A 17,827-nucleotide genomic window follows, 5' to 3' on the forward strand; every position below is an offset into this window, starting at 1 on the left:
TCCGGGTGGCGAGAGATGCGGGAGAGCGCTCTCCCGCAGTCGCTACCCTGGCCGTCCGCCGACCAGGTGTCAAGCCCCGCCGCGGCCCGCCGGGCAGTGCCACCGCGACCCCGCCTCCTGCGGCGCGTCACGGCACCATCACCCGCCTCACGGGCGGCCGTTCATGTCGCATCCCTTGACACCCCGGAAACCTTGAGGCAACCATCAGGGCCACTGAGAGAGCGCTCTCCCAGATCACATTTCCCCTCCCGTACCGCCCCAGCTCCTCCACCTCCCCCCCCCACCGCTGGAGTCCGTCATGAGAGCGTCACCCTCGGCACGCTCGCGAGCCGGAGCCCTGCCTCCGCCGCTGCGTGCCGCCTTCCTGCTGCTGGTGGCCACCGGCCTCGCGCTCTACGCGCTCGCCGTCCCGGCCGCCCCCGCGCACGCCGCCGACGCCCTGCTCTCCCAGGGCAAGCCCGCCACCGCGTCCTCCACCGAGGGCGCCGGCTACCCGGCCACCGCGGCCGTCGACGGCAATTCCGCCACCCGCTGGGCCAGCGCCTGGGCCGACCCGCAGTGGCTCCAGGTCGACCTCGGGACCTCGTCCACCGTCAGCAAGGTCGTCCTCACCTGGGAGAATCCGGCGAAGGCCTACCAGATCCAGGTCTCGGACGACGCCACCCACTGGACGCAGATCTACGCCACCAACGCCGCGCCCGGCGGCACCGAGACGGTCACCGCCACCGGCACCGGCCGCTACGTCCGGATGAACGGCACCGCCCGCAGCAACGGCTACGGCTACTCGCTGTGGGAATTCCAGGTCTACGGCACCGCGGGCACCGGCGCCACATCCGGCGGCACCACGTCCGGTGGCACCGACGGCGGCGCGAACGGCGGCAGCACCGGCACCCCGCCCCCCGGCGACTGGACGACCCTCTGGAGCGACGGCTTCGACGGCGCCGCCGGCAGCAAGCCCGACGCGGGCAACTGGATCACCGACACCGGCACCGCCTACCCCGGCGGCCCCGCCGGCTGGGGCACCGGCGAGGTCGAGACGGCCACCGACTCCCCCGCCAACGTCGGCCTCGACGGCAGCGGCCACCTCAGCCTGACCGCCCTGAAGTCGGGCGGCTCCTGGACCTCGGGCCGCATCGAGACCAAGCGCACCGACTTCCAGGCCCCGGCCGGCGGCCGGCTGCAGATCTCCGCGACCCTCAAGCAGCCCGACGTCGCCAAGGCGCTCGGCTACTGGCCGTCCTTCCGGGCGATGGGCGCGGGCTACCGCGGCAACGTCAACGCGTGGCCCGCGGTGGGCGAGAGCGACATCATGGAAGACGTCAACGGCCGCAGCCAGCTCTCGGCGACCCTCCACTGCGGGACGGCCCCCGGCGGCAACTGCGCCGAGTACAACGGCCTGACCAGCGGCCTCGCCACCTGTGCGGGCTGCCAGACCGGCTACCACACCTACTCCGAGATCATCGACCGCACCACCTCCGACGAGCAGATCCGCTGGTATCTCGACGGCAACCAGGTCTGGCAGGTCAGCGAGTCGCAGGTCGGCGTGTCCACGTGGGACGCGGCCGTGCACCACGGCGTCTACCTCGACTTCAGCCTGCGCATCGGCGGCTCCTACCCCAACGCGGTGTGCGGCTGCACCTCGCCCGCCGACGACACCACCTCCGGCGGCGTGCTGAGCATCGACAGCGTCACGGTGTCGCAGACCACCGGCAGCGCCCCCGCCCCGCTGACCGACCCGCCCGTACCGACCGGCGCGAGCAACGTCCACGTCACGGGCGGCCAGGGCAACTGGCAGCTCACGGTGGACGGCAAGCCCTGGCAGGTCAAGGGCGTGACGTGGGGCCCGTCCGCGACGACCGCCGACGCGCACATGCGCGACCTGAAGTCGATGGGCGTCAACACGCTGCGCACCTGGGGCACCGACGCGAGCAGCAAGCCGCTGCTGGACGCGGCCGCGGCGTACGGCATGAAGGTCGTCAACGGCTTCTGGCTCAACCAGGGCGCGGACTACGTCAACGACACCACGTACAAGACCAACACCCTCAACGACATCAAGAACTGGGTCAGCACCTACAAGAACCACCCCGGGGTGCTGATGTGGGACGTCGGCAACGAGGTCATCCTCACCACCCAGGACCACTACTCGGGCGCGGCGATCGAGCAGCAGCGCATCGCCTACGCGCAGTTCGTGGAGCAGGTGGCGCAGGCGATCCACGCGATCGACCCGAACCACCCGGTGACGTCGACCGACGCGTGGACGGGCGCGTGGCCGTACTACAAGCAGTACACGCCGTCGCTGGACCTCTACGCCGTCAACTCCTACGGGGCGGTCTGCAACGTCAAGCAGGACTGGGTCTCCGGCGGTTACACCAAGCCGTACATCGTGACGGAGTCCGGCGAGGCGGGCGAGTGGGAGGTACCGAACGACGCGAACGGGGTGCCGACCGAGCCGACGGACGCGCAGAAGCGCGACGCGTACACCTCGGCGTGGAACTGCATCGTCGGGCACACCGGTGTCGGGCTCGGCGCGACGATGTTCAACTACGGCGAGGAGAACGACTTCGGCGGCATCTGGTTCAACCTGCGCCCGGAGGGCTGGAAGCGGCCCGCGTACTACTCGGTCGCCAAGGACTACGGCGGCTCGCCGCAGGCGGACACCCCGCCGTCGATCGGCTCGATGACGCTGTCGAACAGCTCGTCGGTGCCCGCGGGCGGCACGTTCACGGTGTCGGCGAAGGCGACCGACCCGGACGGGGACCCGGTCCGCTACAACCTGATGTACTCCACCAAGTACGTGGACAGCACGACGGGTCTGCGCCAGGTGACCTTCACGCAGACCGGCGACGGGCAGTTCACGGTGACCGCGCCCACCACGCTCGGGGTGTGGAAGGTGTACGTCTACGCCTACGACGGCCACGGCAACCTCGGCGTGGAAACGAAGTCCTTCCGGGTGGTGGCACCGAAGGTCGACGGCACGAACGTCGCCCAGGGCAGGCCCACGACCGCCTCGACCTACCAGTCCGACCCGACGGGCGGCTGCCCGTGCACCCCGGTGATGGCCACCGACGGGAACATGACGACCCGGTGGGCGAGCGAGTGGAGCGACCCGCAGTGGATCCAGGTCGACCTCGGCGCGCCGACCGCGGTCAAGCACGTGCAGCTGGCCTGGGAGGCGGCCTACGGGAAGGCCTACCAGGTGCAGGTGTCGAACGACGGCAGCAACTGGACGACCGTGCACTCGACGTCGACCGGGGCGGGCGGGGTGGACACCCTGGACGTCAGCGGCACCGGCCGGTACGTGCGGGTGACGATCACCGCGCGGGGCACGGCGTACGGCGACTCGCTGTACGAATTCGGGGTGTACGCCTGAGCGGCGGACCCGGCTGAGCCGGGGCGGGGTGCGGCGGGCCTGTGGGGGGTCGCCGCACCCCGCTCCCTTGTCCCCGCCCCGGGGGTCCGATCCGTGCTGTGGCCTGCACCGAAGGCCGGAGAGCGCTCTCCGGCCCATGGTATAACTGCACCCATGACGAGCAGCCGTCCGCCGGGGCCGCGCCAGCCCACTCTGGAAGACGTCGCGCGGTCCGCCGGGGTGTCGCGGGCGACGGTGTCGCGCGTGGTCAACGGGACGCGCAACGTCGATCCGGAGATCCAGCGCATCGTCCAGGAAGCGGTCGCGGCGACCGGCTACGTGCCCAACCGCGCGGCCCGCACCCTGGTCACCCGGCGCACCGACTCCGTCGCGCTGGTCTTCTCCGTTCCGGCGCACCGCACCGCCGACGACCCTTTCCTGGGCCAGGTGTTCAGCGACCCGTTCTTCGGCCGGGTGGTCGGCGGCCTGCTGACGGTGCTGCGCCCGCGCGGGGTGCATCCGGTGCTGATGCTGGCCGACTCCGAGGACGCGCGGCACGCGCTGGTGGCCAACCTGCGCCAGGAGCACATCGACGGCGTGGCGCTGGTGTCGATAGCGCCCGGTGACTCGCTGCCCTTCCTGCTGACCGAAGCGGGCCTGCCCACGGTGCTGTTCGCGCGCCCGTCCACGCCGATCCCGATCAGCTACGTGGACGTGGCGCAGCAGGCGGGCGCGCGGATCGCGGCCGAGCGGCTGCTGGCGCGCGGCTGCCGCCGTATCACCACGATCGCGGGCCCGTTCGACTCCCCCGCGGGCCAGGACCGGCTGGCGGGCTTCCGGGAGGCGATGGCCGAGCACGGCTACGCGTACGTGCCCAGCGTGGAGGGCAGCTTCACGCAGGTCGGCGGCGAGCGGGCGATGCGCGAGCTGCTGGAGCTCTACCCCGACACCGACGGGGTGTTCGTCGCCAACGACCTGATGGCGCAGGGCGCCCTGCTGGTGCTGCGGGACCAGGGCCGCCGGGTGCCCGACGACGTCGCCGTGATCGGCTTCGACGACAGCAGCGCGGCGCAGGCGTCCCGTCCGCTGCTGACCACGATCCGCCAGCCGGTCGAGGACATGGCGGCGGAGATGGCGCGCCTGCTGCTCGCCCGCATCGACGACCCGCGGCAGGACACCCGCTCCGTCATCTTCCGGACGACGCTGGTGGAGCGCGATTCGGGGTGACGGCTTCGCCGGACCCCCTTCCGGTCAGCTAGCAGGTTCGGCCGGGACGGCGATGGCGGTGACGAGCAGGCCGTCGCGTACGGCCCAGCGGCCGGTGAAGACGTCGGGGCCGACGCCCTCGGCGAGAAGGGGGCCGGGTATGAGGACGCGGGCGGTGTAGCTGCCGCGGTCGGACGTGCCGGGGTCGGTGGCGAGCAGCAGTTCGGCCTCGTCGAAGCCGAGCATGCGGTGGTGGTAGGGATACCAGGCCTTGTAGACGGTCTCCTTGGCGCTGAAGAGCAGCCGGTCGAAGTGGACCGAGGGAGCGCGCCTGGCGAGTTCGGCGAGCCGGGCGCGTTCGGCGTCGGTGGCGAGGACGGCTTCCAGGACGCCTTCGGGCAGGACGTCGTGCGGCTCGGCGTCGATGCCGAGGGCGAGCATGTCGGCGGTGCGCGCGACGGCTGCGGCGCGGTAGCCGTCGCAGTGGGTGATGCTGCCGACAACGCCGTCCGGCCACTGCGGGGCGCCGCGGTGCGGGTCGCGCAGGATCGGGCCCGGTGGGATGCCGAGCTGCCCGAGCGCGTCGCGTGCGCAGGCGCGGCCGGCGGCGTACTCGCGGCGCCGCTTGTCGACGGCGCGGGCGACGGCGGGGGTCTCCTCGGGGTGCAGCGGCGCGTGGTCCAGCTCGCCCCCGTAGGCGGCGCGGTGCAGGACGGCCGCGGGCAGGACGAGTTCGATCACCGCCGGGCCGCCTGCCGCGGACCGGCGAGGATGCGGCGCAGACCCGCGGGGCCGCTCTCGCGGCGGCTCCACTCGCGCGGGTAGCCGAGGGAGACCTCGGTGAAGCGGACGCCGTCGCGCCAGATGACGCGCGGGATGTGCAGATGCCCGTAGACGACCTCGGTGGCGCGGTAGCGGGTGTGCCAGTCCTCGGTCAGCTCGGTGCCGCACCACAGGGCGAACTGCGGGTAGGTGAGGATCTGGGTGGGCTCGCGGTGCAGCGGCCAGTGGTTGGCGAGCACGGTGGGCAGCGAGGGGTCGAGGGCGTCCAGCCGGCGGGCGGTCTCGGCGACGCGGGCCCGGCACCAGTCGTCGCGGCCCGGCAGCGGGTCGGGCTGCAGGAACATCTCGTCGGTGCAGACGATGCCGGCCTCGTGGGCCTGCGCCAGCGCGTCGTCCTTGGTGCGGGCGCCGGGTGTGCCGTCCCGCCAGGTGTAGTCGTACAGCAGGAACATCGGCACGACCGCGACCGGTCCCTGCGGGCCCTCCCACACCGGGTAGGGATCCTCGGGGGTGATCACGCCGAGCGCGCGGGCCTCGTCGACGAGGTGGCGGTAGCGGCGCTCGCCGCGCAGCTGGACCGGGTCCTGCGGGTGGGTCCACAGCTCGTGGTTGCCGGGGAGCCAGATGACCTTGGCGAAGTGGTTCGTCAGCGTGGTCAGCGCCCAGGTGATGTCCGGGGTCAGCTCGGCGACGTCCCCGGCGACCAGCAGCCAGTCGTCCTCGTGCTCGGGCCGGAGGCGCTCAACGATCTGCCGGTTGGCCTCGTATCCGACGTGCAGGTCGCTGATCGCGAGCAGATGCGCCCCGTCAGGGCCTGTCATGGCGACTCCGTCCCCGTGGTACCGGCAACAGCGCCCCCGATTCTCCCAGAGCCGGACGCCGGGGCCAACCCCTATCGATCTTCCGCCGCCCGGCGCGGCGCCGGCCGGCCGTCGGTCCCGGTCCTGGCGCCGGTCCGGGTCCCGGTCCCGGTCGCGGTCTCAGTCGCGGTCGACGAGGACGGCGGTGCCCTGGCCGACGCCGACGCACATGGTGGCCAGTCCGCGCCGGGCGCCGGTACGGGCCATGCGGTGCAGCAGCGTGGTGAGGATACGGGCGCCGGACGCGCCGAGCGGGTGGCCGAGGGCGATGGCGCCGCCGTCGGGGTTGACCAGCCCGGGGTCGAGGCCGAGCTCGCGGACGCAGGCCAACGCCTGTGCGGCGAACGCCTCGTTGACCTCCGCGGCGTCCAGACCGTCCACCTCGCGGCCGAGCCGGGCCAGCGCCTTCCTGGTGGCGGGCACCGGGCCCATTCCCATCACGTCGGGGTGCACCCCCGCGCTGGCGCCCGCGGCGTAGCGGCCGAGGGATTCGGCGCCGAGGTCGCGCAGCGCGGCGTCGCTGACCAGCAGCAGACCGGCGGCGCCGTCGTTCATGGGCGAGGAGTTGCCGGCGGTCACGGTGCCGCCGGCGCGGAAGACGGGGGCGAGGGCGGCGAGTTTGTCCGCGGTGGTGTCCTCGCGCACGGACTCGTCGCGGGTGAACGCGTCGCCGCCGGGCCGGGCCACCGGCAGGATCTCCGCGTCGAACCGCCCGGCGGCGCGGGCCGCGGCGGCGGCGCGGTGCGAGCGCAGCGCGAAGGCGTCCTGGTCGGCGCGGCTGACGCCGTACCGGGCGGCGACCTCCTCGGCCGTCTCGCCCATCGCCAGCACGCCGTGCAGGTCGCTCATCACGGGGTTGGTGAGCCGCCAGCCGAGCCGGGTGTCGTACGTCGGGAGCGTACGCGGCAGGGCCTCGTCCGGCCGGGGCAGCACGAAGGGGGCGCGGCTCATGGACTCCGAGCCCCCGGCGAGCACGATGTCCGCCTCCCCGGCGGCGATGGCGCGGGCCGCCGCGGTGACGGCCTCCATGCCGGAGGCGCACAGCCGGTTGACGGTCACGCCGGGTACGGAGTCGGGCAGGCCGGCGAGCAGGGCGGCCATCCGGGCGACGTTGCGGTTGTCCTCGCCCGCCTGGTTGGCGGCCCCCCAGTAGACGTCGTCGATCCGGGCGGGGTCGAGCGCGGGCACGTCGGCGACGAGGCCGCGGACGACGCTCGCGGCGAGGTCGTCCGGCCGCACGCCGGACAGCCCGCCGCGGAGCTTCCCGATCGCCGTGCGGCGGGCTGCGACGAAGTGGATTGCGGGGCGCATGACGTCAAACTAGCAGTGCTAGTCGCTCCGCGGGGGCTTCCGGGGGAGGGCACCTGCGCGGTGCCGGGTGCGCAGGCCCGCCGTGGGGCGGGTACCGATTCGGAGGGGCTGTTGCGGTCGTTTCCGGACCAACGGCCGGCGGGGGTTGCTCGCGCAGTTCCCCGCGCCCCTAAAAACGCTCGCCCCGCGGCGCAACCGCCACCCCCAGAGGGCTCGCCCCGCGGCGCAACCGCCATCCCCAGAGGGGTGGCCGCCCGCCGCAGCCGTCAGCTCGCCTCGTGGATGCGGAGCAGCAGGGCGTGCAGGGTTGCGCGTTCCTGCGGGGTGAGGGGGGCGAGCAGGGCGGACTGGACGGATTCCGCCTGGGTGACCTGGGCGGCGAGGGCGGCGGTGCCGGACCCGGTGAGGGCGACGCGGACGCGGCGGCGGTCGGCGGGGTCGCGGGTGCGGGTGACGTGGCCGGCGGCGGTGAGGTCGTCGAGCACCTTCACCATGTCGCTGGGGTCGATCGTGAGGCGTTCGGCCAGCTCCCGCTGCGTGTGCGGGCCGAAGTCGGCGAGGGCGGCGAGCACCGCCATGTGCCACAGCCGCAGTCCCTGCGCGGCGAGTTGCGCCGCGAGGCGGCCACGTGCGGCCTTGCCGGTCTTCGACAGCAGGTAGGTGGTGAGGGCGGTGAGTGTGGGGGGCGTCCCGTCGGCGGCCATGAGCCGTATTATAGGCTCATACCAATAATAGGTCCGCACCCACTATTCGAGCGAGGCAGCAATGGACGCACTCCACCCCCGCCTGATGGTCACCGACTACGGCGCCGCCTTCCGTTTCTACGACGCCGTGCTCCCCGCGCTCATCGGCGCGCGGCTGGCCCGCGGCTCGGCGGACGGGCCGTACGCGAGCTGGGACGTGGGCACCGAGGGCGTCCTCGCCCTCATCGAGCGCGGCGAGCTGGGCGCGCTCTCCGGCGGCGACACCGCGGGCGGCGCGAGCATGCTGGTCAGCCGGGTCGCCGACGTCACCACCGGATACGAGCTGTGCCTGCGGCACGGCGCCGCCGCGGTCGCGGGTCCGGCCGCCCGCCCGGAGTGGGGGCCGACGATGCGCACTGCCCACGTCCGGGACCCGGCGGGCAACCTGTGGGAGCTCCAGTCGTACTGACCGCCGCCGGTGTTAGCGTCTGCCGCATGCCCGAACTGATCGCGCCCACGGAGACGTTGCAGGCCTCGTGGCTCGCGGCCCTCGCCGAGTGGCCGGCGGGGGCCCACCAGGACGGGGGCGGCCTGCGCCTCGCGCCCGGGGGCGACCTCGCCGATCCCGCGGTCTTCGCGCAGTGGGTCGGCACGCTGCGGCGGCAGGCGGACTCCTCCGCCACGCTCGGCGAGGGGCGCGTCCACGCCACCCACTGGTGGATCGTCGAGGGCGAGGACTACGTGGGGGCGATCGACCTGCGGCACCACCTCAACGACCTCCTGCTCCACGCCGGCGGCCACATCGGCTACAGCGTCCGCCCCTCCTTCCGCCGCCGGGGCGTGGCCACGTGGGCGCTGGGCGCGGTGCTGCCCGAGGCCCGCGCGCTCGGCCTGGAACGCGTCCTGGTCACCTGCGACGACGCGAACACCGCGTCGGCGCGCACGATCGAGCGCAACGGCGGCGTCCTGGAGGACGTCCGACCGACCGCCGCGGGCGCCAAGCGCCGCTACTGGATCGCCCTCTGACGCTCAGAAGCGCGGCCGCCCCGCCCCGCGCCCGCGCAGCACGTGCGCGCAGAAGCCCGCGGCCACCAGCAGCCAGGCCGCGAAGGCGATCCACAGCAGTACGGTGCCGGTCCCGTGCAGCCGCCGGACGTGCGCGGCCTGCGCGGTGGAGAGCGCGGCCACCGCGCTCATGCCCAGCGGGAAGACCGTCGACCAGCGCCGCAGGTCGTAGCGCACCCGGGGGCGGAGGACCTCGCAGACGGCGAGCACCGCGTACCACGCGAGGTCCAGGCCGAGCAGCACGAGGGTGAGGACGCGCAGGGCGCTGTGCCCGGCGCCGGTCCACAGGGGCGAGGCGGTGAGCTTGGAGGCGGCGAGCGCGGAGATGGCCAGCGCTCCCGCGGCGATCCAGTGGTCGCCGCTGCCGGTGAGGACCTGGCCGAAGTCGAAGCGCAGCAGCGCCTCGCCGTAGAGCACGACGCCGAGCAGGCACGCGACGAGGGCGGCCCACGCCAGCCAGTCGCCCTGGCCGGCGAGCGCGAGGGTCGCGGCGAGCACGGCGAGGCCCTCGGTGGCGACGCAGACGAGGAAGGCCCCGCCGGGCGCGGGCCGCCTCAGGTGCCGCAGCACCGACAGCAGCAGCCACGGCCAGGCGAGCGCGCTGAGCGCGAGCAGCGCCAGCGCGGTGCGCTGCGAGCCCAGCAGCGACAGCCGGGTGCCGAGGACGCAGGTGGCCGCGACGGCGGTGAGGGCGGGCGGGTTGGCGGAGGCCGCGACCCAGCCGGAGCGGTCGCCGAGCAGCCGTACGGCGAAGGCGAGGGCGAGCAGCACCCACAGCGCGGCGGCGACGGCCAGGAAGACGCCGGACAGCACGCCGCGGCCGAGCAGGTGCAGCCCCACCGAGACGATCCCGGTCGCCATGACGGCGGCCCCGGCCGCGGGCGGCACGGTCGCGAGCCGGCTGACGGCACGCACCCCCGGAAACGCGTCGACGGTACGGGCCCGGAGTGTGGTCACCTCCGCATCGCAGCACACCCCGCCCGCCGCCCCGCACCGCCACGCCGCCCCGCGCCCGCCGAACGCCCGACCCGGGCGCAGCCGTTGCGCCCGGGTCCCGCCGGGGAGCCGGCCCGCGCGTCCGCCCGGCGGCACCGCCCCGCGCGGCGCCGCGCCCGCGCCGCCGGGCGGCGGCCGAACGGTGGACGTACGGCATGTCGGCAGCCGCCTCGGCGGGCTGTTTGTCCGGCGTTGCTAGCTTCCGAAGTCGTCGGCCGGGAAGGAACGCCATGCGCGCCAGCACCAGGACCCCCGACACCGGTCCGCCGGGCGGCGGCACGCCGCGCGAGGCCGGCGCGGCGCTCCTCGCCGCGGGCAGGTTCTTCCGGCGCGGCGAGGCCGCGCCCGACCTGCACAGCGAGCACCTCAAGGGCGGCCGCGAGGGCGACCGCTTCTACCGCGACCGGTGGAGCCACGACACCGTCGTCAACTCCACCCACGGCGTCAACTGCACGGGCTCGTGCCGCTGGAAGGTGTACGTCAAGGACGGCATCATCACGTGGGAGACGCAGGCGACCGACTATCCGACGGTCGGCCCGGACCGCCCGGAGTACGAGCCGCGCGGCTGCCCGCGCGGCGCGGCCTTCTCCTGGTACACCTACTCCCCCACCCGGGTGCGCTACCCGTACGTCCGCGCGGTGCTGCTGGAGATGTACCGCGAGGCGCGGGAGCGGCTCGGCGACCCGGTGCTGGCGTGGGCCGACCTCCAGGCCGACCCGCGGCGGCGGCGCCGGTACCAGCAGGCGCGCGGCAAGGGCGGCCTGGTGCGGGCGAGCTGGGACGAGGCGGTGGAGATCGTCGCCGCCGCACACGTGCACACGATCAGGGAGTACGGCCCCGACCGGGTCGCGGGCTTCTCGCCGATCCCGGCGATGTCGATGGTCTCGCACGCCGCGGGCGCCCGCTTCATGGCGCTGATCGGCGCGCCGATGCTGTCGTTCTACGACTGGTACGCGGATCTGCCGGTGGCCTCGCCGCAGGTGTTCGGCGACCAGACGGACGTGCCGGAGTCGGGCGACTGGTGGGACGCGGCGTATCTGCTGATGTGGGGCACGAACGTGCCCGTCACGCGTACCCCGGACGCGCACTGGATGGCCGAGGCCCGCTACCGGGGGCAGAAGGTGGTGGTGGTCTCCCCGGACTACGCCGACAACACGAAATTCGCCGACGAGTGGCTGCATCCGCACCCGGGCACGGACGCGGCGCTCGCGATCGGTATGGGGCACGTGCTGCTGCGGGAGTTCTTCGTCGACCGCGAGGTGCCCTTCTTCGCCGACTACGTGCGCCGCTACACCGACCTGCCCTTCCTGGTGACGCTCGCCGAGCGCGAGGGGGCCCGCGTACCGGACAAGTTCGTGCGGGCGGCGGATCTGGGCGGAGCCGAGGCCGGGCAGGACGCGGCGCAGTGGAAGACGGCGGTGTGGGACACCGCGGCCGGCGGGCCCGCGGTGCCCGGCGGGTCGGTGGGCTTCCGGTGGACGGAGTCGGGGCAGGGGCGGTGGAATCTGGACCTCGGGGACATCCGCCCGGCGCTGACCCTGCTGGGCGCGGCGGGCTGGGAGCCGGCCGAGGTCGCGCTGCCGCGCTTCGACACCGACGGCGGCCCGCACGGGCAGGGCCGCGGCGCGGTGGTGCGGCGCGGGGTGCCCGCGGTGCGGCTGCCCGGCGGGCAGCTGGTCACCACCGTGTTCGACCTGCTGCTGGCGCAGTACGGGGTGGGCCGCGACGGGCTGCCGGGCTCCTGGCCGGCCTCGTACGACGACTGCGACACGCCCGGTACGCCGGGCTGGCAGCAGGTGCACACCTCGGTGCCGGCGGCGGCGTGCGTGCGGATCGCCCGGGAGTTCGCGCGGACGGCCGAGCGCTCGCAGGGGCGCTGCATGATCCTGATGGGCGCGGGCACCAACCACTGGTTCCACTCGGAGACGATCTACCGGGCCTTCCTCGCGCTGCTCCAGCTGACCGGCTGCCAGGGCCGCAACGGCGGCGGCTGGGCGCACTACGTGGGCCAGGAGAAGTGCCGCCCGTCCACGGGCTGGGCGACGCTGGCCGGCGCGCTGGACTGGAGCCGCCCGCCGCGGCAGATGATCGGCACCGCCTACTGGTTCCTGAACACCGACCAGTGGCGCTACGACCACTTCCGCGCCGACGTGCTCGCCTCGCCGCTGGGCGAGGGGCGCTTCGCGGGGATGACGGGCGCGGACTGCCTGGCGCAGGCGACCCGGATGGGGTGGATGCCGTCCTACCCGACCTTCGACCGCAATCCACTGGAGCTGGCCGAGGGCGACGACCCGGTCGCCGCGGCGGTGGCCGAACTGCGCGCGGGGACGCTGAGGTTCGCGTGCGAGGACCCGGACGCGCCGGGCAACTGGCCGCGGGTGCTGACGCTGTGGCGGGCCAACCTGCTGGGCTCGTCGGGCAAGGGCGCGGAGTACTTCACCCGGCATCTGCTGGGCACCCACTCCTCGCTGAACGCCGCCGAGGCGCCGCCCGAGGTCCGGCCGCGCGACGTGGTGTGGCACGAGCAGGCGCCGGAGGGGAAGCTGGACCTGCTGCTGTCGCTGGACTTCCGTATGACGTCCTCGACGCTGCTGTCGGACGTGACGCTGCCCGCGGCGACCTGGTACGAGAAGCACGACCTGTCCAGCACGGACATGCATCCGTACGTGCACGCCTTCTCGCCGGCCATCGACCCGCCATGGCAGGCGCGTACCGACTTCGACGCCTTCCAGGCGATCGCGACGCGCTTCAGCGAGCTGGCGGTGGACCACCTCGGCACCCGCCGGGACCTGGTGGCGACCGCGCTGCAGCACGACACGCCCGGCGAGACCGCCCAGCCCGGCGGGCTCGCGCTGGACTGGCGGCGCGGCGAGTGCGAGCCCGTGCCGGGGGTGACGATGCCGGGCCTGACCGTGGTGGAGCGCGACTACACCGCCGTCGGCGCGAAGATGGCCGCGCTCGGGCCGCTCGCGGAGAAGCTGGGCCTGCCCGCGAAGGGCGTGACGCTGCGCCCGGACGCCGAGGTCGAGAGCCTGCGGCTGCTCAACGGCACCGCGGCCGGCGGCCTGACCCACGGCCGGCCGCTGCTGGACACCGCGGCGAAGGCGGCCAACGCGATCCTGGCGCTGTCGGGCACGACCAACGGGCGGCTCGCGGTGCAGAGCCTGCGCTCGCTGGAGGCGAGGACCGGGCAGGCGATGGCGCACCTGGCCGAGGACAGCGAGGCGCGGCGCGTCACGTACGCCGACACGCAGGAAGCGCCGACCACGGTGATCACCTCCGCGGAGTGGTCGGGCAGCGAGGCGGGCGGCCGCCGCTACAGCCCCTTCACGCAGAACGTCGAACTGCTCAAGCCCTGGCACACGCTGACCGGGCGGCAGCAGTTCTTCCTGGACCACGACTGGATGCACGAAGTGGGCGAGGCGCTGCCGGTCTACCGGCCGCCGCTGGACATGCACCGGCTGTTCGGCGAGCCGCGGCTCGGCCCCGGCGGGCAGCAGGAGGTGACGGTGCGGTATCTGACGCCGCACAACAAGTGGTCCATCCACTCCGAATACCAGGACAACCTGCTGATGCTGTCGCTGTCCCGCGGCGGCCAGGTGATCTGGCTGGCGCCGCAGGACGCGGACGCGATCGGGGTGCGCGACAACGACTGGATCGAGGCGGTCAACCGCAACGGGGTCGTCGCGGCGCGCGCGGTCGTCTCGCACCGGATGCCGGCCGGCACCGTCTACATGCACCACGCGCAGGAGCGCACCGTCGCGGTGCCGAAGGCGCAGAGCACCGGGCGGCGCGGCGGCGTCCACAACTCGCTGACCCGGCTGATCCTCAAGCCCAGCCATCTCATCGGCGGCTACGCCCAGCTGACCTGGGCGTTCAACTACCTGGGCCCGACGGGCAACCAGCGCGACGAGGTCACCGTGATCCGCCGCCGCACCGCGGAGGTGACGTACTGATGCGGGTCATGGCGCAGGTCGCGATGGTGATGAACCTCGACAAGTGCATCGGCTGCCACACGTGCTCGGTCACCTGCAAGCAGACATGGACCAACCGCCGCGGCATGGAGTACGTCTGGTTCAACAACGTCGAGACCCGCCCCGGGCAGGGCTACCCGCGGCGCTGGCAGGACCAGGACACCTGGCGCGGCGGATGGAGGCTGAACCGCCGCGGGGCGCTGACCCTGCGGGCCGGCAGCCGGCTGGCGCGGATGGCGAACATCTTCGCCAACCCGGTGCTGCCCGGCATCAAGGACTACTACGAGCCGTGGACGTACGACTACCGCAACCTGGTCAACGCACCGCTGGGCGACGACTTCCCGGTGGCCGCCCCGCGCTCGCTGCTCACCGGGAAACCGATGGAGATCGGGTGGAGCGCCAACTGGGACGACGACCTCGGCGGGTCGGTCGAGCACCGGGACGCCGACCCGCTGATCGGCGGCCCCGGCGAGCGGGCGCGGCAGATCGCCGAGAAGGTCCGCTTCACCTTCGAAGAGACCTTCATGTTCTACCTGCCGCGGATCTGCGAGCACTGCCTCAACCCGAGCTGCGTCGCCTCCTGCCCCTCGGGGGCGATCTACAAGCGCGCCGAGGACGGCATCGTGCTCGTCGACCAGGACGGCTGCCGCGGCTGGCGGCAGTGCGTGACGGGCTGCCCGTACAAGAAGGTGTACTTCAACCACCGCACCGGCAAGGCCGAGAAGTGCACCTTCTGCTACCCGCGGATCGAGGTGGGGCTGCCCACGGTGTGCTCCGAGACGTGCGTGGGGCGGCTGCGCTACCTCGGGGTGATGCTGTACGACGCCGACCGCGTCACGGCCGCCGCGGAGACGCCCGACGAGCAGGGCCTGTACGCGGCGCAGCTGGGCGTCTTCCTCGATCCCGGGGACCCGGGGGTGCGGGCGGCGGCCGAGCGCGACGGGGTGCCGCTGGACTGGATCGACGCGGCCCGCCGCTCCCCCGTGCACGCGCTGGTCAGCCGCTACCGGGTGGCGCTGCCGCTGCACCCGGAATACCGCACGATGCCGATGGTCTGGTACATCCCGCCGCTGTCGCCGGTGGTGGAGGCGCTCACCGAATCCGGCTTCGACGGCGAGGACGCGGGCCACCTGTTCGGGGCGATCGACGCGCTGCGCATCCCGGTCGAGTACCTGGCGGGGCTCTTCACCGCGGGCGACCCGGTGCCGGTGCGGGCGAGCCTGGACAAGCTGGCGGCGATGCGCTCGCACATGCGGGCCGTCACCCTCGGCGAGGCGGTCTCCGGCGCGGATTCGGACGCGGCGGACGCGGTCGGGATGAGCGGGCGGGAGATCGAGGAGATGTACCGGCTGCTGGCGATCGCGAAGTACGAGGAGCGGTACGTCATCCCGACCGCGGCGATGGGCGACGCCCGCAGCCTGGAGGAGTCGGTGCTGCCGCCCGGCTGCTCGCTGGACGGCGACGGCGGGCCCGGCATGGGCGGCGACGCCCCCGGCAAGGGCCCCTTCGGCGAGGACTCCGGGCGCCGGCGGCTGCCGATGGTGAGCCTGGAGACCTTCCACGTCCTGCGCAGGCGGCAGACCGGCGACGACGAGGCCGCGGCCGGCACCTCCACCGGCAGGGCCGCGCCGGGCGAAGGGGAGGCCGAACGGTGAGCCCGCTGCGCCGACGGCCCGCCGCGAAGGACGCCGGGCCCGCGGCGGCGTACCCGGCGGCGGTGCTCCACCAGGCCGCCGCCCGGCTGCTGGCCTTCCCGGACGAGGCCCTGCACACGGACCTGGAGCTGCTGCGGGCCGCCCTGCCCGAGGCGGGCGGGCCGGGCGCGCTGCTGGCGCCGCTGGCCGCGCATCTGGCGGGCGGCGAGCCGACGGCGCTCGCCGCGGACTACGTGCGGGTCTTCGACCTCACCGGGCGGCACTGCCTGCACCTGACCTGGTGGACGGACGGCGACACCCGCCGCCGCGGCACGGCCCTGCTGCGCTTCCAGCAGACCTACCGGGCCCGCGGCTTCGCGCTGCGCGACGGCGAGCTGCCGGACTTCCTGCCGGCGGTGCTGGAGTTCTGCGCCGCGACCCGCGACGACACGCTGCTGCGCGAGCACCGCCCGGCGCTGGAGCTGCTGCGGCTCGCGCTGGAGGAGAGCGGCACCCCGTACGCGGCGGCGCTGCGGGCGGTGTGCGCGGCGCTGCCGGGCGCGTCCCCGGCCGACCGCGCGCAGGCGCTGGCCATGGCCCGCGGCGGCCCGCCGCACGAGGACGTCGGGCTGTCGCCGTACGGGCACCTGCGGCTGCTGCCCGTCCTGACCGCCGGTCCGGCGGCGGGCCCGGCCGCCCACGGAACGGAGATCCGACGGTGAACACCCTGCTGTGGGGCGCGCTGCCCTACGTCGCCTTCGCCCTGCTGGTCAGCGGCCTGGTGTGGCGGCACCGCTACGACAAGTTCGGCTGGACGACGCGCTCCTCGCAGATCTACGAGTCACGGCTGCTGTCGCTGGCCTCGCCGGTCTTCCACTACGGCATCCTGTTCGTGCTGGCCGGGCATCTGCTGGGGCTGTTCGTGCCCGCGTCCTGGACGAACGCGATCGGCGTGGACGAGCACGCGTACAACCTGCTGTCGCTCGTCGGCGGCACGCTCGCCGGGTTGCTGGCCGTCGCGGGCGTCGCGCTGCTGGTCTACCGGCGGCGCACCAACGCGCCGGTGCTGCTGGCCACGACCCGCAACGACAAGGCGATGTACGTGCTGCTGGTCGGCGAGATCGCGATGGGGCTGTACGCCAAGCTCTCGCACGCGGACCTCGGCACCGGCTACGACTACCGGACCACCCTCGCGGTGTGGGCGCGCAGCCTCTTCCGGCTCGACCCGCGCACCGACCTGATGGCGGGGATCCCGGTCGAGTTCAAGATCCACGCGGTGATGGGCATGGTGCTGATCGCGCTCGTGCCCTACACCCGGCTGGTGCACATGTTCAGCGCGCCCCTGCAGTACTTCTTCCGCCCCTACCTCGTCTACCGCAGCCGCGGCCCGCTGACCGAACGCGAGCAGCCGCGCGGCTGGGACCGCGTCGGGGTGTGAGCCCCGGTGGCGGTCCGGCCGCGTCAGCGCCCGGGGGTGCGGCGGGCGGAGCCGCCGTACAGCCGCTCCATCTCGCGCCGGTCGCGCTTGGTGGGGCGGCCGGCGCCGCGGTCGCGCAGGCCCAGCGCGAGGACGTCCTCGCGCGGCGGCGGGGGCGGGCTGTTGTCGACGAAGCACTCGGCGGCGACGGGGGCGCCGACGCGCTTGTTCAGCACCTTGGACACCACGACGACCCGCTCCCGCCCGGCGTGGTGCAATCGCACCTCGTCCCCGGGGCGGACGGTCTGCGCGGGCTTGGCCCGCTCGCCGTTGACCCGCACATGGCCCGCGCGGCACGCGGCGGCCGCCAGCGAGCGGGTCTTGGTCAGGCGCACGCACCAGATCCAGCTGTCGACCCGGGCGCTGCCGCCCGCGTCACCGCTCATGCCCGCGTTGCCGTTCCCCTGCGGGTTGCGCTGCCCTTCTGCTGCCATACTGCCGAGCCTAACGCGGGGGCGCCCCGCGTACCGCGCCCTTTTCCGGCGGGCG

At 74.1% G+C, this 17,827-nt stretch carries 14 protein-coding genes and 1 pseudogene; 9 read left to right on the plus strand and 6 right to left on the minus strand.

The features are described 5' to 3' along the window. Nucleotides 1-298: 298 nt before the first annotated feature. From ACH4SL_RS32635 to ACH4SL_RS32645, 3 genes and pseudogenes are all read left to right on the plus strand, one after another. Nucleotides 299-784, plus strand: a pseudogene (locus ACH4SL_RS32635) (discoidin domain-containing protein); the annotation flags it as partial. Nucleotides 785-1,678: 894 nt separating this feature from the next. Next, entirely contained in the window at nucleotides 1,679-3,370 is a 1,692-nt protein-coding gene (locus ACH4SL_RS32640; protein ID WP_398452644.1) for a discoidin domain-containing protein, read from the plus strand. Nucleotides 3,371-3,523: 153 nt separating this feature from the next. Continuing rightward, complete coding sequence (locus tag ACH4SL_RS32645; protein ID WP_398452537.1) at nucleotides 3,524-4,576, plus strand: LacI family DNA-binding transcriptional regulator; 1,053 nt, start codon at nucleotides 3,524-3,526, stop codon at nucleotides 4,574-4,576. A 24-nt stretch (nucleotides 4,577-4,600) separates the two neighbouring features. Here the strand turns inward: ACH4SL_RS32645 and ACH4SL_RS32650 are convergent, their stop codons facing one another. The 4 genes from ACH4SL_RS32650 to ACH4SL_RS32665 all read right to left on the minus strand — a co-directional run bounded on the left by ACH4SL_RS32650 (nucleotide 4,601) and on the right by ACH4SL_RS32665 (nucleotide 8,213). Continuing rightward, nucleotides 4,601-5,296 carry a 4'-phosphopantetheinyl transferase gene (locus tag ACH4SL_RS32650; RefSeq protein WP_398452539.1) on the minus strand — a complete coding sequence of 232 codons (696 nt, stop codon included), beginning with the start codon at nucleotides 5,294-5,296 and terminating at the stop codon, nucleotides 4,601-4,603. Further along, nucleotides 5,293-6,159: a metallophosphoesterase family protein gene (locus ACH4SL_RS32655; protein WP_398452542.1), complete on the minus strand. Its 867-nt coding sequence runs from the start codon at nucleotides 6,157-6,159 to the stop codon at nucleotides 5,293-5,295. Before ACH4SL_RS32655 ends, ACH4SL_RS32650 begins: the two co-directional genes overlap by 4 nt. 159 nt (nucleotides 6,160-6,318) lie before the next feature. Beyond that, nucleotides 6,319-7,509, minus strand: coding sequence for an acetyl-CoA C-acyltransferase (locus ACH4SL_RS32660; RefSeq protein WP_398452544.1), 1,191 nt, complete (start codon nucleotides 7,507-7,509; stop codon nucleotides 6,319-6,321). Between the two features lie 266 nt (nucleotides 7,510-7,775). Beyond that, entirely contained in the window at nucleotides 7,776-8,213 is a 438-nt protein-coding gene (locus tag ACH4SL_RS32665; protein ID WP_398452547.1) for a MarR family winged helix-turn-helix transcriptional regulator, read from the minus strand. A 61-nt stretch (nucleotides 8,214-8,274) separates the two neighbouring features. On the opposite strand from ACH4SL_RS32665, the gene ACH4SL_RS32670 reads away from it, so the two are divergent. Both ACH4SL_RS32670 and ACH4SL_RS32675 read left to right on the plus strand, forming a co-directional pair. Continuing rightward, nucleotides 8,275-8,661 (plus strand): VOC family protein, encoded by a 387-nt coding sequence (locus tag ACH4SL_RS32670; protein WP_398452549.1) that lies wholly within the window; start codon nucleotides 8,275-8,277, stop codon nucleotides 8,659-8,661. A gap of 26 nt (nucleotides 8,662-8,687) precedes the next feature. Next, on the plus strand, nucleotides 8,688-9,218 hold the full coding sequence (locus ACH4SL_RS32675) for a GNAT family N-acetyltransferase (protein ID WP_398452552.1): 531 nt from the start codon (nucleotides 8,688-8,690) through the stop codon (nucleotides 9,216-9,218). Between the two features lie 3 nt (nucleotides 9,219-9,221). Here ACH4SL_RS32675 and ACH4SL_RS32680 read toward each other — a convergent pair whose 3' ends face one another. Continuing rightward, a complete protein-coding gene (locus ACH4SL_RS32680) occupies nucleotides 9,222-10,172 on the minus strand; it encodes a hypothetical protein (protein ID WP_398452647.1) in 951 nt (316 codons plus the stop codon). A gap of 311 nt (nucleotides 10,173-10,483) precedes the next feature. Between ACH4SL_RS32680 and ACH4SL_RS32685 the strand changes: the two genes are divergently transcribed. From ACH4SL_RS32685 to narI, 4 genes are read left to right on the plus strand one after another with little or no spacing between them, the layout of a single operon-like run. Further along, nucleotides 10,484-14,209, plus strand: coding sequence for a nitrate reductase subunit alpha (locus ACH4SL_RS32685; protein WP_398452555.1), 3,726 nt, complete (start codon nucleotides 10,484-10,486; stop codon nucleotides 14,207-14,209). Next, nucleotides 14,209-15,882 carry a nitrate reductase subunit beta gene (gene narH, locus ACH4SL_RS32690; protein ID WP_398452557.1) on the plus strand — a complete coding sequence of 558 codons (1,674 nt, stop codon included), beginning with the start codon at nucleotides 14,209-14,211 and terminating at the stop codon, nucleotides 15,880-15,882. Before ACH4SL_RS32685 ends, narH begins: the two co-directional genes overlap by 1 nt. A 5-nt stretch (nucleotides 15,883-15,887) precedes the next feature. After that, on the plus strand, nucleotides 15,888-16,583 hold the full coding sequence (gene narJ, locus ACH4SL_RS32695) for a nitrate reductase molybdenum cofactor assembly chaperone (RefSeq protein ID WP_398452649.1): 696 nt from the start codon (nucleotides 15,888-15,890) through the stop codon (nucleotides 16,581-16,583). Continuing rightward, a complete protein-coding gene (gene narI / locus ACH4SL_RS32700) occupies nucleotides 16,580-17,299 on the plus strand; it encodes a respiratory nitrate reductase subunit gamma (RefSeq protein ID WP_398452559.1) in 720 nt (239 codons plus the stop codon). Before narJ ends, narI begins: the two co-directional genes overlap by 4 nt. Nucleotides 17,300-17,322: 23 nt before the next feature. Here the strand turns inward: narI and ACH4SL_RS32705 are convergent, their stop codons facing one another. After that, nucleotides 17,323-17,724: an RNA-binding S4 domain-containing protein gene (locus ACH4SL_RS32705; RefSeq protein WP_398452652.1), complete on the minus strand. Its 402-nt coding sequence runs from the start codon at nucleotides 17,722-17,724 to the stop codon at nucleotides 17,323-17,325. Nucleotides 17,725-17,827: the final 103 nt, after the last annotated feature.

Origin of the sequence: Streptomyces sp. NPDC021020 (genome assembly GCF_044333285.1) — a bacterium.
Lineage (GTDB): Bacteria > Actinomycetota > Actinomycetes > Streptomycetales > Streptomycetaceae > Actinacidiphila.

What these genes read in the sequence shown, in the direction of transcription:
- ACH4SL_RS32645 (WP_398452537.1), top strand. Translation starts at nt 3,524, where the DNA reads ATGACGAGCAGCCGTCCGCCGGGGCCGCGCCAGCCCACTCTGGAAGAC.
- ACH4SL_RS32655 (WP_398452542.1), bottom strand. Translation starts at nt 6,159, where the DNA reads ATGACAGGCCCTGACGGGGCGCATCTGCTCGCGATCAGCGACCTGCAC.
- ACH4SL_RS32660 (WP_398452544.1), bottom strand. Translation starts at nt 7,509, where the DNA reads ATGCGCCCCGCAATCCACTTCGTCGCAGCCCGCCGCACGGCGATCGGG.
- ACH4SL_RS32665 (WP_398452547.1), bottom strand. Translation starts at nt 8,213, where the DNA reads ATGGCCGCCGACGGGACGCCCCCCACACTCACCGCCCTCACCACCTAC.
- ACH4SL_RS32670 (WP_398452549.1), top strand. Translation starts at nt 8,275, where the DNA reads ATGGACGCACTCCACCCCCGCCTGATGGTCACCGACTACGGCGCCGCC.
- ACH4SL_RS32675 (WP_398452552.1), top strand. Translation starts at nt 8,688, where the DNA reads ATGCCCGAACTGATCGCGCCCACGGAGACGTTGCAGGCCTCGTGGCTC.
- ACH4SL_RS32685 (WP_398452555.1), top strand. Translation starts at nt 10,484, where the DNA reads ATGCGCGCCAGCACCAGGACCCCCGACACCGGTCCGCCGGGCGGCGGC.
- narH (WP_398452557.1), top strand. Translation starts at nt 14,209, where the DNA reads ATGCGGGTCATGGCGCAGGTCGCGATGGTGATGAACCTCGACAAGTGC.
- ACH4SL_RS32705 (WP_398452652.1), bottom strand. Translation starts at nt 17,724, where the DNA reads ATGAGCGGTGACGCGGGCGGCAGCGCCCGGGTCGACAGCTGGATCTGG.